Source organism: Chryseobacterium sp. FW101-FHT12H09 (genome assembly GCF_058790395.1).
The window spans coordinates 1,006,500-1,019,300 of sequence record NZ_JBYTCP010000001.1 but is presented as its reverse complement, the minus strand read 5'-3'; the positions used below and the strand labels follow the sequence as shown (position 1 = coordinate 1,019,300).

16 protein-coding genes are annotated in these 12,801 nt (G+C 33.1%); 8 read left to right on the top strand and 8 right to left on the bottom strand.

Features of this window, described 5'->3' with window-relative positions:
- Positions 1-48: 48 nt before the first annotated feature.
- The 6 genes from AC3WRL_RS04635 to AC3WRL_RS04610 all read right to left on the bottom strand — a co-directional run bounded on the left by AC3WRL_RS04635 (position 49) and on the right by AC3WRL_RS04610 (position 5,855).
- Complete coding sequence (locus AC3WRL_RS04635) at positions 49-432, bottom strand: tetratricopeptide repeat protein (protein ID WP_214832814.1); 384 nt, start codon at positions 430-432, stop codon at positions 49-51.
- Between the two features lie 69 nt (positions 433-501).
- Complete coding sequence (locus tag AC3WRL_RS04630; protein ID WP_492329822.1) at positions 502-1,398, bottom strand: alpha/beta hydrolase family protein; 897 nt, start codon at positions 1,396-1,398, stop codon at positions 502-504.
- A 70-nt stretch (positions 1,399-1,468) separates the two neighbouring features.
- A complete protein-coding gene (locus AC3WRL_RS04625) occupies positions 1,469-2,149 on the bottom strand; it encodes a class I SAM-dependent methyltransferase (protein ID WP_492329821.1) in 681 nt (226 codons plus the stop codon).
- Positions 2,150-2,351: 202 nt separating this feature from the next.
- Entirely contained in the window at positions 2,352-2,840 is a 489-nt protein-coding gene (locus AC3WRL_RS04620) for a hypothetical protein (RefSeq protein ID WP_214832809.1), read from the bottom strand.
- Positions 2,841-2,938: 98 nt separating this feature from the next.
- Positions 2,939-3,655 carry a hypothetical protein gene (locus tag AC3WRL_RS04615; RefSeq protein ID WP_492329820.1) on the bottom strand — a complete coding sequence of 239 codons (717 nt, stop codon included), beginning with the start codon at positions 3,653-3,655 and terminating at the stop codon, positions 2,939-2,941.
- A 181-nt stretch (positions 3,656-3,836) separates the two neighbouring features.
- Complete coding sequence (locus tag AC3WRL_RS04610) at positions 3,837-5,855, bottom strand: M3 family metallopeptidase (RefSeq protein ID WP_492329819.1); 2,019 nt, start codon at positions 5,853-5,855, stop codon at positions 3,837-3,839.
- A gap of 184 nt (positions 5,856-6,039) precedes the next feature.
- On the opposite strand from AC3WRL_RS04610, the gene AC3WRL_RS04605 reads away from it, so the two are divergent.
- The 5 genes from AC3WRL_RS04605 to rimM all read left to right on the top strand — a co-directional run bounded on the left by AC3WRL_RS04605 (position 6,040) and on the right by rimM (position 9,011).
- Positions 6,040-6,570, top strand: a complete 531-nt coding sequence (locus tag AC3WRL_RS04605; RefSeq protein ID WP_261511133.1) for an SRPBCC family protein — start codon at positions 6,040-6,042, stop codon at positions 6,568-6,570.
- Positions 6,571-6,700: 130 nt separating this feature from the next.
- On the top strand, positions 6,701-7,150 hold the full coding sequence (locus tag AC3WRL_RS04600) for a hypothetical protein (protein ID WP_214832800.1): 450 nt from the start codon (positions 6,701-6,703) through the stop codon (positions 7,148-7,150).
- A 128-nt stretch (positions 7,151-7,278) separates the two neighbouring features.
- Entirely contained in the window at positions 7,279-7,791 is a 513-nt protein-coding gene (locus tag AC3WRL_RS04595; RefSeq protein WP_214832798.1) for a nitroreductase family protein, read from the top strand.
- Positions 7,792-7,883: 92 nt separating this feature from the next.
- Complete coding sequence (locus AC3WRL_RS04590) at positions 7,884-8,456, top strand: 30S ribosomal protein S16 (RefSeq protein ID WP_214832796.1); 573 nt, start codon at positions 7,884-7,886, stop codon at positions 8,454-8,456.
- Positions 8,457-8,468: 12 nt separating this feature from the next.
- Positions 8,469-9,011 carry a ribosome maturation factor RimM gene (rimM, locus tag AC3WRL_RS04585; protein ID WP_214832794.1) on the top strand — a complete coding sequence of 181 codons (543 nt, stop codon included), beginning with the start codon at positions 8,469-8,471 and terminating at the stop codon, positions 9,009-9,011.
- 29 nt (positions 9,012-9,040) lie between these two features.
- Here the strand turns inward: rimM and AC3WRL_RS04580 are convergent, their stop codons facing one another.
- Together AC3WRL_RS04580 and AC3WRL_RS04575 are read right to left on the bottom strand one after the other, a co-directional pair.
- A complete protein-coding gene (locus AC3WRL_RS04580; protein ID WP_492329818.1) occupies positions 9,041-9,844 on the bottom strand; it encodes a helix-turn-helix domain-containing protein in 804 nt (267 codons plus the stop codon).
- Positions 9,844-10,770, bottom strand: a complete 927-nt coding sequence (locus AC3WRL_RS04575) for a helix-turn-helix domain-containing protein (protein ID WP_214832790.1) — start codon at positions 10,768-10,770, stop codon at positions 9,844-9,846. The genes AC3WRL_RS04580 and AC3WRL_RS04575 overlap by 1 nt, the downstream gene beginning before the upstream one ends.
- 104 nt (positions 10,771-10,874) lie before the next feature.
- On the opposite strand from AC3WRL_RS04575, the gene AC3WRL_RS04570 reads away from it, so the two are divergent.
- Genes AC3WRL_RS04570 through AC3WRL_RS04560 form a run of 3 tightly spaced genes read left to right on the top strand, consistent with a single transcriptional unit; the run spans position 10,875 to position 12,792 of the window.
- A complete protein-coding gene (locus AC3WRL_RS04570) occupies positions 10,875-11,540 on the top strand; it encodes an LA_2272 family surface repeat-containing protein (protein ID WP_492329817.1) in 666 nt (221 codons plus the stop codon).
- A 10-nt stretch (positions 11,541-11,550) separates the two neighbouring features.
- Complete coding sequence (locus AC3WRL_RS04565) at positions 11,551-12,180, top strand: hypothetical protein (protein WP_492329816.1); 630 nt, start codon at positions 11,551-11,553, stop codon at positions 12,178-12,180.
- A 12-nt stretch (positions 12,181-12,192) separates the two neighbouring features.
- Complete coding sequence (locus AC3WRL_RS04560) at positions 12,193-12,792, top strand: CDP-alcohol phosphatidyltransferase family protein (protein ID WP_492329815.1); 600 nt, start codon at positions 12,193-12,195, stop codon at positions 12,790-12,792.
- The last annotated feature ends 9 nt before the right edge of the window (positions 12,793-12,801 follow it).

Genomic DNA, 12,801 nt, shown 5'->3' with positions numbered 1-12,801 from the left:
TAAATTCAATATTTTTAGACATCCGTATTTATTCCTTCAGGCTGGTATTTAATGGGATTGAGGATCAAAATAAGCCTTAAAAGTAAGTGGATGCTCTATTTTGTCTTCTGCTTCTTCAAGATATTCAAGGTATTCTTCCTGGTGTTTTTCCATATAGATCATAACAATGGCAAGATTGACAAACAGGTTTTTGTCTTCGGAACCTAAGTCTAATGCAGTCTTTAAATACCGTATTGCTGTTTCATTTTCTCCCATATCAGAATAGATAGCACCTATATTGATCAGAGCAGAAGTGTTTTGAGGCTCAATGAGTAAAATTTCATCCAATTCTTTGATTAAAAGTTCATTGATGGCATCCCAATGATCTTCATTTTCCCACCTTTTTGCCTGAAGTTTTTTTACGTTCTCTAGTCTTAGTGTTATCGTATTCATTATTTAAAATTATTGAAGGCTTTATTTCATCAAAGTTCGGAATAAAAGTGGGATTATTTTGATATAGTTTTAAGAAGTACGTAATATCCATTGTATTAGATTTTCACGTTCTACAATATTCCAGGAATGTGGATGTTTTTGTCCATTGGCTCTTATCCCACGGCCTTTTGTTTTTATTAATTCTACTTGATGGTTTCCCAGGTTAAGTAAAGAATGATAAACCTTTTCTAATTTAAAAGCATTTAGATCTTCGTACTTCCGGGCTTTATTTTTCATTTGCCATTCCAGATCTGGTTCGCAATACAATCTGACTTTTATATTTTTTAAATAGGCAATATTATCTGTAGAATTTGATGAAACAAGATAGGGTGAAAAGCTTTTATATTTTTCAATATTTTCCTGCGGTGTGCCTATTTCTTTTTCCAGTAGATCGATTAAAAATTTACCTTCTGCAACAGCATCAGCATCTTTATTTTTTTTAATATCATTTTTAGCCGATTTATATAATTCTTCAAGGTCTATAGGAGAATCAACTACGATAAGACCTTTAGGCTGTATTGGATTTTTTGTTTTTATCATATAGCTGGATAATAGAATCGCTACATTGCCACCGCTGGAAAATCCACCAATGAAAATATTCTCTTCTTTAATGCTGTTTTCTTTAAAAATCTTATTTAATACATCCACGTATTCTTTCTTCTCAGCTTCTGTCAAATAAAGTTTTTGGTTATAATCTAAGAGTAAAGTACTAATACCTTCTTTTTCAATATCCTTTAAAAAAGCGGCCTCTGTTTGAGTATGTTCGATGTTACAGGGATAACATGGAAATAGAATGAGTATTGCTTTTTGTTGAGGAGCTATTTTCAATTCAAAATGGTTACCTTTTGTTGTTTTTACTTCCTGACTTTTTACATTATTAAATACTAAAAGAAAGAATAAAAGTGTAATAAGAGTATTTTTGAACATGATCGTTTTTGTGATTTAGAAAATTCTAAAAATAAAAAATGCTTTTAATTATATCTTTAAAATAATAGTATTATTTCTCTACTGAAATTAGCAACATCATAGGTCGGCGGAGTTCATCTTTCATTTCTGAAAATTGTTTGAGCATCTCTTCGCTAGGCTCTGCTTCGATAACTTCTTTAATTTTGAAGCCCTTTTTTAATAGCGCATTCAAATAAGTAGTTAATGTTCTATGGTATTTTATAACGTTTTCGCCTAAAAATGTGGTGTTTCTTTTTCCTTCAATAAAATAATTGTCTACCGGCCAATGTTGTTTCTCTCCATGTGTTCCATAAGCCCAATCCTGTGTTCCTTCAGCTGTAAAAACCGGGTGTTCAACAGAAAATACAAATTGACCTTTGGGTTTAAGCCATTGGTAGATGTTTTGTGTAATCCGATCAAATGATTCTACATAATGGAAAGTTAAAGAACTTAATATTACATCAAACTTCTCAGCCGGATATTCAACATCTTCGAGGGCTTTTCTTACATATTCAATACCCTCCATAATATTGATCTCTCGGGCTTTTTCAAGCATCTTTTCCGAAAGGTCAATTCCAACGACAGATTTTGCTCCATTTTCCATCGCGTACCGACAATGCCAGCCGAAACCACAACCGAGATCGAGTACATTTTTACCCGTAAAATCAGGCAGCATATTCTTTAAAACATACCATTCACCGGCACCCTCCAGTCCTTGCTGAGAGCGTAGCATTTTTTTATATTGCTCAAAAAAAGATGAGTTGTCATATTTGTTTTCTTTCATAATCAGAAACGGATATCATTTATACATTGCTTTTCTACCTTTCACTGAACAAAATTACAAAAAAGAGCAATAGCTAAAATTGGTGAAAAAGTTACAATCCATAGCCAAAAATCCTGCTGATGATATTCAAAGTCTAAATAACTAATAGATATTATTTCTCATTGACAATAATGTTGGGATTGTATTCCATTGCTTTTTCTATAAGATGTTTTTGTTGCAGAAAACTATTACTGATACTAAAGAAATAGCTTCCACCCTGTATTTTTTTTAATATGACAAGATGATTTTGACCCCCTCTGTTATAAAATGTTCGAATAGAGATTTTACTAAGATCTTTAAAATAAAAATCAGGTTGCTTGAATAATTTAAATACTCTGATCTTTCCTGAATAAATAATAAACGAAGGAAGATATTTTTCTATCCAGGAACGGGATTGATTCATTGTTTCAAGTTGAGCAAGGTCTTCATCATTTATTATTTTAATAACCTCCGCATAGCTCTTAAAAAAAGAAATGGAAAATGTGCTTAAGGCTACTAAAATGATTAGCGGGAACAATATGATGTAGATAAAAGTATAATTTCCATTCATCATATAGTTATAGTAATACAGAATAGCTATGCTTACTAATATAAGCACCATATAGAAAGTCATTAAGATAAAAAATATCCTCTTTATCAGATTGATTTTTTTCAGAATCTTTTCACGATAATTTTTCTCTTCCAATGGATTTGATTTTTCTATTTCTGGCGGCTTTTTCCTGAAAAGATAAGAATAATTGATAGAAGTCCTAAAATAGTAAGTATTATTGCAGCCATACTTGTTGCCATATTATAAAGTAGTGATCCCTGAAAGTAAATGATATCGGTAGATAAAAATAATCGGCTTTTATCATGGTGTTTGGGGCTCTTGAAAATGATGTAATCCTTATTTTTAATTTTTTCTGAAACTGATTTTGAAAACTCAATGATCAAATCATCGGTCTTGCTTGTGTTCCAAATAGGATAATATTTTTTTAAGGCTTCAGGTTCTGAATTTTTATAACGTTTTCCATCAGCCTGATACTCATAATAGATGGTAGCATAAGAATTTCCTCTTCTTTTGTATCCGGTATCCCAGAAGGAGGATGATTTAATTGTTTTTGCCTCTACAGGCTTCCATGTAAAATGTGATATTTTAAATTCCTGAATGGTCAGAAAAGGGGAAACGGATAAGACGGTAATTAAAGATAAATAGATAATACTTATTGTCAAGAGAAAATTTCCGCCAACTTTTTTAAAGTCAATTCTTAAGTATCGAAAGTTTTTAAAATGTATGAATGTTGTTATAGATAAAGCATAGAAAAAATACCTCACTGGATTTTCTATAAAAACAAGAAATACGACCAATGCAGCCATCCCTATGTATCCCAAAAAAATAAAAAAGATATTTGCAATTTTTTCGATTTTATCAATCATAAATAGGATTGTTTTATTATTGTGATCCGGCAACATTTTTAATCCATGTCAGGGAGGCATTTTTCATTTAAATTATCGTGATAAAAATACCCAATTCATAAGCTTGTTAATAAGCCATTTATAAACTATAATAAAAGAAAAAAAGTCCCCGAGATTTGAAATCAGGGGACTGCAGTTTATTTTATCCAAAAGCTCTCTTAAGCAAGCTTTCTACCTTTGGCTCACTACCTCTGAAACTCTTATACAGTTCCATTGGATCTTTTGTTCCCCCTGAAGAAAGGAGTATTTTATATTTTGCAGCAATCTCTGGATTGAAAATTCCGTTTTCTTTAAAATATTGAAAAGCATCTGCATCCAGAACCTCTGCCCATTTGTAAGAGTAATATCCTGCAGAATATCCACCCTGGAAAATGTGAGAGAAACTTGGGCTCATAGCGGTTTCATTATTAGATGGGTAAAGCTGAGTTGCTTTTGTATATTCATCTTCAAAGGCTTTTACACTTTCACTCTCTAATTCTCCAACATTGGTATGGTACATCATATCCAGAATTCCGAAACCTAATTGTCTCATTGTCTGGTATCCTTCCATAAAGTTTTTAGACTGTTCGATTTTTTCAATTTTTTCGTCAGGAAGAACTTCACCGGTTTTATAATGTTTTGCAAAAGTTTTTAAGAATTCAGGCTCATAACAGAAGTTTTCTAAAAATTGAGATGGTAATTCTACGAAATCCCATTTCACGGAAGTTCCTGATAGACCTGGATATTGAGTGTTGGCTAACATTCCGTGTAGAGCGTGGCCAAATTCATGGAATAATGTTGTTACCTCTTGGAATGTTAATAGACTTGGAGTATCCTTTGTGGGTTTGCTGAAATTACAAACAATGGAAATATGCGGGCGTGAATTCTCCCCATCTTTCTTATATTGGTTTTTGTAGCTTGTCATCCAGGCCCCGGCTCTTTTACCTTTTCTTGGGAAATAATCTACATACAGCAATGATTTGTATTCACCATTTTCCTTTACTTCATAAGTTTTTACATCTTCATGATATTTCGGAATATCATTTCTTTCTTCAAAAGTTAACCCAAATAATTGTTGGGCTAATCCAAATACGGCATCCTGAACCTGGTTCAATGGAAAGTAAGGTTTTAATTCCTCATCATTAAGATCAAACTTTTCTTTACGGAGTTTCTCTGCATAGAAAGAATGATCATAGGCCTGCATTTCCTCAATACCATCAGCTTTTGCTAAAGCTTTTAATTCTTCAATTTCCTTATTTGCAAAAGGTTTTGCTTTTGTTAAAAGCTCATTTAAGAAATCAAGGACTTTAGTGGGAGACTTCGCCATCCTTTCTTCCAGAACGAAGTCAGCATAATTTTTATAGCCAATCAGTTCTGCTTTTTGCTGTTTTAATTTGAGGATTTCTTTAATGAGGTTTTGATTATCAAACTCACCACCATCAAAAGACTTTTTACCATTTGCTAAAGCCAGCTCTTTTCTTAATTCACGGTTTTCAGCGTAAGTCATAAATGGCACATAACTCGGATATTGTAATGTCAGTACCCAGCCTTCTAAATTTCTTTCCTTAGCCTCTTCAGCGTACTGTTCCATAATAGCATCAGGAATTCCAGCCAGATCTTCTTTATAAGTGATATGTTTAAAATAAGCATTAGTGGAAGCCAATACATTTTGTCCGAATTTCAAGGATTTCAAAGATAAATCCATGTTGATATTCTTTAATTTTTCTTTGTCTTCCTCGTTCAGTAAAGCGCCACTTCTTACAAAGCCTTTATAAGTTTCCTCTAAAAGCATTTCTTGCTCTTCGTTGAGGTTGTATTTTGCCTTCTCTTCGTATACCTTTTTGATCTTATTAAATAAAGGTTCGTTTTGAGAGATTTTTGAAGAATATTCACTTAGGATAGGAGAAACCTCTTCAGCGATTTGTTGCAATGCATCACTTGTTTCTGCAGAATTTACATTAAAAAAAATATTGGAAAGGATATCTAATTTTTCACCTGAATAGGCCAAAGCTTCAATAACGTTCTGAAATGTAGGTGCTTCAGAATTGTCAACGATCGTATTAATTTCTTCTTCAGAGCGCTGAATTAATTCTTTAAAAGCAGGAAGATAATCTTCATTTTTAATGCGGTCAAATGGTGCGGTATGATAAGGTGTATTGAAATTTTCTGTTAAAATATTCATTTTTCTATTTTTTATTGATGTAAATTTAATTTCTATGAAAATTTGTAAAACTTGAATTCCTCAAAAATAATGCCTTAATGATCGGTTGTGACAAAAAATAGCTTATTATAATAATCTTGTCATAGGAAAAGAAGTGTTGCTGTTGGAATATGTAATTTTGACTTAACATTAAAATATAAAAACTATGAAAACAATTTTGAAAATTTTAGGGATACTTATTGTACTTGTTATTTTGTACGCAGTATTTGCTATGCTGGCTTTCAGTAAAGATTATCACTTTGAAAGATCTGTTGTTATCAATGCGCCGAAAGAAAAAGTTTGGCAATTTGCAGGATCTACAAAAGCTTTCAACTCATGGAATCCTTTTATAAAGCCGGATAAAAACATTATGATCACCTACTCCGGAACGAGTGGTGAAGTAGGAGACTCTTACAGCTGGAAAGGAAATAAAGATGTGGGTGAAGGTCAGCAAACTGTTACAGCAGTAGTACCGAATGAAAAAATAACCAGTAAGCTTCATTTTATAAAACCTTTTGAAGGTGAGGCAACAGCTAATTTTATCCTAACTCCGGAAGGTAATGGAACAAAAGTAACCTGGACTATGGATAATGAGCTCAATACCATGATGAAGATAATGAAACCAATGATGGAGAGCCAGATGGGAAAAACCTTTGATCAGGGATTGGGAGACCTTAAAAAACTAGCGGAGCAATAATACAAAGCTCATTTCCTTGCATCTTATCTTCCCTTGAAATAAAAATTAATTTTTAAATGAGGTTTTAAATTTTTTGAATGACAAATATATTGTTTAAAAAAAATATTATCTTTATGTAAAGATTAGATTTATGGAGAAGATCGTATTTGAGAAAAGTGACATAAGAAATTATGTTAAAAACGTGATCGCCGAAAAGATTGAGAAATTAAAGAACTTTATAGAATTTACTTTAGACGCGAGTCGCGATATTAAAAAGACACCAAAATATGACAGCATGAGGGAGGAAATGCAGGAGGAAATTTATCAGATGCAAAAACAGCTTGCCGCACTTAATGATTTGCAGAGAAATATGTCAAAGGTGTTGAATAATACTACTGAAAGAGTGCAGCTAGGTTCTTTAGTGATTACCAATAAGGCAAGATTTTATATTTCTGTTTCATTAGGTGAATTCTTCTTTGAAGGTGACAGGTTTTATGCCATTTCACCCGAAAGTCCAATGGCAAAGAAGATGATGGGTATGAAATCTGGTGATGCCTTTACGTTAAATAATATTCATCAGGAAGTTGTTGAGGTTTTATAATTTTTTATGATTTAGAATTATATTTCAACTTTTTTCAATTCAAAATACAGCAAAACTCCAAATTATTTTTGGAGTTTTATTTTTTAAAACCCAGATATAAATAAATTACATGTTGTAATTTTGTACCTATGAATAAGACAGAAATTCTAAAAGAAATAATAGAGCAAAGAAGAAGTGTTTTCCCTAAAGATTACACAGAAACAGAGATCTCTCAGGAAATTATTGATGAGATTTTAAACTCAGCTACATTTGCACCGAACCATAAACGTACAAAACCTTGGCGTTTTAAAATCTTTAAAGGTGATGAAAAAGCTCAACTGGCTTCAGAAATGCAGAATATTTATAAAGCAACACAGTCTGAGCAAACATTCTTACAAAAGAAATATGATGATATAGGTTTTAAAATAAATAAAGCCAATGCAGTCGTTTCCATTGTCGTAAACTTTAGTGGAATGCTTCCGGAATGGGAAGAGATTGCTGCAGTTTCAATGGCGGTACAAAATATGTACCTTACTAGCACAGCCAATGGAGTAGGCTGCTACTGGAGCTCCCCGGCAATTGTTAACCACCTGAAAGATTCTTTAACCATCGCAGAGAACCAGAAATGTCTTGGGCTTTTCTATATGGGAAGACTTGATTAACATGAAAATTTTTATTGATACCTAAGAAATTTTATTTATCTTTGCACACTTAAATATTTAACTGGGACGAGTTCCCTTAAAATTCAAACATTATGTCAGTAAAAATCAGATTACAAAGACACGGTAAAAAAGGAAAACCTTTTTTCCACATCGTGGTTGCAGATGCTAGAGCTAGAAGAGACGGTAGATTCATCGAAAAACTAGGTACTTACAACCCAATTACTAACCCTGCTACTATCGATTTGAACGTTGATGCTGCTGTAAAGTGGTTAAACAACGGTGCTCAACCAACTGATACAGCAAGAGCTATCCTTTCTTATAAAGGGGCACTTTACAAAAAACACTTACAAGGTGGTGTTGCTAAAGGAGCTTTTGATGAGGCTGAAGCTGAAAAAAGATTTGCTGCTTGGGTAGATTCTAAAGAACAAAAAGTACAAGGAAAAGTAGAAGGTTTATCTAAAGCTCAGGCTGATGCTAAAAAAGCTGCTTTGGAAGCTGAAGCTAAAGTAAATGAAGCTAGAGTAGCTGCTGCTGCAAAAGCTGAAGCTGATGCTAAAGCTGCTGAAGAAGCTGCTAACGCACCAGTTGCTGAAGAAGTTGCTGCTGAAGAAACAACAGAAGGAGAAGCTCCTGCTGCTGAAACTGAAGAAAACACTGAAGCTTAAGAAACAACCTGTATGCGTAAAGAAGATTGCTACTTTTTAGGTAAAATCACACGCAGACATGGCCTTGCGGGTAATGTTATCCTTAAATTGGATACCGATCAACCCGAACTTTACAATAAACTGGAATCAATATTCGTTGAAATCAACGGATTATTGGTTCCTTTTTTTATTGAAAAATCATCATGGAGTAAATTAGATGCTCTGAATATTGCATTTAAAAACTCTTCAGAGGCATTAGTAGACCAATCATTGGGAAAAAGTGTGTATTTGCCGCTTGCTACTTTGCCGAAACTCTCCGGAAAACAATTTTATTACCACGAGGTAGTAGGATTTAATATTCTTGATGCAAATGATAATGACTGCGGCGTTATAAGATCTATAAATGATCAGACTGCTCAGAATTATTTTGTAACCAATCTCGATGGAAAAGAAGTGGTAATTCCTATCATCAAAGACTGGATCTTTGAAGTGAATAGAGAAGAAAGATTCATTAAAATGCAACTTCCTGAAGGTCTTATCGATGTCTTTTTAGTTCCTTCCAAAAAAGACGAGTAATAAAAGAGTTACTATTTTATTACAATTACTTATTTTAACAAATTCTTATACTTTAAAGGAGTAATTCCAATGTTCTCTCTGAAACACCGGATGAAATGGCTCTGATCAGAAAAGCCACAATCCAGGGCAATATCAGTTAGAGACTCTTGGCTGTTATGAAGCAGACTTAACGACTTATTCACTTTCAATTTTCTGATGTAATCTCCTAGATTACAATGGAAATATTTATGGAAATCTCTGCTGAGATGCATAGGATGAATATCTAAAATTCGTGCAAGTTGTGTGAGATTCAGTTTTTCTGTAAAACTTTCACGTAGTAATTCATCGATCTTACATGTCCACAAGGGATTCTTTTCCTGGCTTTTAGTCTCTTGTTTTAATTGACTGAAAATATTTAACAATAACTGATGAACAGACAATTCGATATTCAGATCGTTTAATTTTGTTTCTTTAAATATTTGATAGGTCAGAATCTGTATAGCAGGGTTTTTAATATTAAAACTTCCCTCAAGGCTATCTCTTGAAATCTGGTGGTTTTCAAACCAATCTTTAGCAATTTCAATGTGAAAACCTCTCGTAAATACCTCTGGTTTTATATTGTAGTGTGTATCTTCCCAACAATGGTATAAAAGTGTTCCGGCAGAGCAATCGTAAACTTCTTTTTTATTTCCTTCGGTAACATGTCCCTCAAGAAGAAATGTGAAATAGGCATTCTCATGGTAATGCCAATCAACATATGGATGGGTGTATTCTGTATCCGTAAAGGTAAGGCCATTACAATCCAGTATTTCATTGGTTTGTCCGAAAAATTCGCCATTACGTAATGTATTCATTATAATTTTTCTTTTAAATTTTCAATCTGCTGATACATTGTATTAAAGAACATTTTTCTGTCACGATTCCCCGAAGTATTCAATGATCTGGAATTTTTAATCTGATGCTCAAAATAACTTAGAGAATCCTTACAGGTCATCTCATCATTAGTCATCATATAACCGAACATACTGAACGGAATAAAAAAAGAACACTGTTGATCATTCTTAAATAAAATACTATTGTTTAAAATTACTAAATCATTTGCAAATATTTGAAAATTAGATTTTTGAAGGGTTTTGTTTTCTAGATCTTCGAGTAGCTTTTTTAAATCCTCCAGGATTAAAACAGCGTCTGCCTTTTGCAATAATCCGATTTCAAAATAAAAAGATATTTGCCGCAATGCGCTCATGATTGTAGTATCATTCCAGATCTCGGTGACATTTTGTTTATTGTACAACTCAATAAGCATTTCATTTTTTGGCGAATGATATTGCATCCTGAATTCATTAAATGGACTTAGAAACTGATCCTGATTTAATAAATTCATCCATACATAAAATTTGAAACGGGATAATATGGAGTCTGAGATCGTATAGAAAAAAGGGATATCCTTTGCTGAATAAAAAACCTGCGAATGGGTAATATTATGAAAAACATCCAGAATCTTAAGTGAGTTTTCAAAGTAGTTTAATAAATCTTCTGTGGTTCTTACAGGTTGTGTTCTTTTTACAACCAGCTGGTTCTCGGAACCTAAATACTGATCCAAAGAGATCTGATAATACTTTGCAAGCTCTAAAGCTTCTTCAAAACTGAATTTTGCTTTTAAAGAAGTACGTCTATGCGCTGCATCATAGCTTATATTGAGAATATTAGCAATCTCATCATTCAATGACCGATCTCCAATTTTTCTTCGAATTTCTTTCAATAATGCTTCCTGATGCATGTTTTGTGATTTTCACAAATGTAGTATTTTTTTTAATTCCTTTTCACATTGAGAATAGCGTTTTCCGAGGATAATTTTGAACTGTAATTTTAAAATAATGAATTATGAAAACAATGATTTTTTTAATAATAAGTGCTTTTACAAGTACTGTATTGTATGCTCAGGATAGCCTTGCTGTCTTGGGAAATAAAACGAAATTAATAGCATTTACTCCTCTGAAAAAAAACATAAAAAAAGTTGATGGTATTACTGTCGGAATGGGGGACGCTTTTGATGACTATAAAGGGAATATGAGACGAATCAATGGTATTAATCTCGAGCCAAACCCTGTTGGCCTGGTGATCTGGATGTTTTTTGATCCTTCAAGAACCGCAAATACAGAGCCTCATCTCGTGGTAAACGGACTTAATATTTCCGGAGCAGGATATGGGAGGAGTATCAGCCACAACGGAGTTTCTGTTTCGCTGTATAATTATGGGAATACCATGCAAGGGCTTTCGATCGGAGGCTTAACGACTGATATTGATAAAGGGAGTGGAGTTGTCATTTCTGGTTTGGGTATAAGTAGTAAAGAACTGAATGGAATAAGCATATCCGTTTTTAATGATGCTGATGAGCTGAAAGGGATGCAGATAGGTGTTCATAATAGAGTTGATAATATGAAGGGGATACAAATGGGCCTAATCAATAAATCTAATAAGATGAAAGGACTTCAAATTGGTTTCTGGAATAAAAATGGTAAGCGAAGTCTGCCTTTTATCAACTTTTAAAACCTTCGAAATGAAAATACTAATTCTTTGTGTTCTGATGGTTGTAAACCTTCATGCACAAGTACTTATAGAAACTAGCAAAAGTGATAAGCGATCAATGATTGAAGCAGGAAGCTTTCTGAGTTTTTCATCTTATAAAGAAAGACAAATACCTGGTGTTTATTTAGGCTATTGGTATCGATATCCTATTGATGAAAATAAAGCGCATCTTGAATTCGGGTTAAATTTTTACCATAGCGGAAGCGGGTACAATTTTGAATATGAAAAAAAAGGGCTGTTTTACAATATCCGTTCTAAAGAATTCCTTTTCAATGTAGGAATAAGAATGGTAAAAGAGTATCCCGTTGGAAATAACAATATAGAATGGGTAAGTGAATTGAGTCTCCATAATCTTTTCTTTAATGATAAAAATATTTCTGATAACAGAAAAGATGACCTTAGTGAAAACACGGTATACATTGATACAAATATAGAAGGTGTCTCTTCAATCAGGATTGGACAGGGAGTAAGGTTTTGGAAAAATAATTTTGGGTTGGGGATTCAGGTTTCCTATATGCCATATCGGCTTTGGGCAAAGCATGCAGTCCCTTCTGGTTTTAATTCCTTTTCAGTAGAGACGAGTGTAAATTTTAGATTTTAAAAATACAGCATTATGAAAAAGTTACCCTATTTACTTATTGCAATAAGATTTTTTATTGCTCCGGTTGTTATTCTCTTAAGTTATTTTAAAGGTGGGGATTCAAGGTGTTCGATATTGATATTAATGTACATTGGATTACTGACCGATATTTTTGATGGAATTATTGCCCGAAAGACTGGGGTTTCATCAGAAAAATTAAGAAGATTGGATAGTCAGACAGATCTTATTTTCTGGCTTTCTTTAGGTGTTTCATCTTACATCCTTTACCCGGAAATGATAAAAAATGAATGGGAAGGTATACTTCTGATTTTTATTATGGAAGCCCTTTGTTATATGGTAAGCCTCTGGAAATTTGGAAAAGAAACCTGTACTCATGCTTTTTTAGCAAAAATGTGGGGATTGAGTTTACTGATTGCATTTACTTATCTGATAGGATTTCAGGAAATTGGCTGGGCATTTTACATAGCGATTGGTTTAGGATTAATCTCCCATATCGATGTGATCTTAATTATTTTACTGCTTCCAAAATGGCAGTATGATGTTCCAAGCTCCTATCATGCCTGGAAAATCAGAAATGGTAAACGGCGAAAGAAGACTATCTTCTTTAATTAAATAAACAGA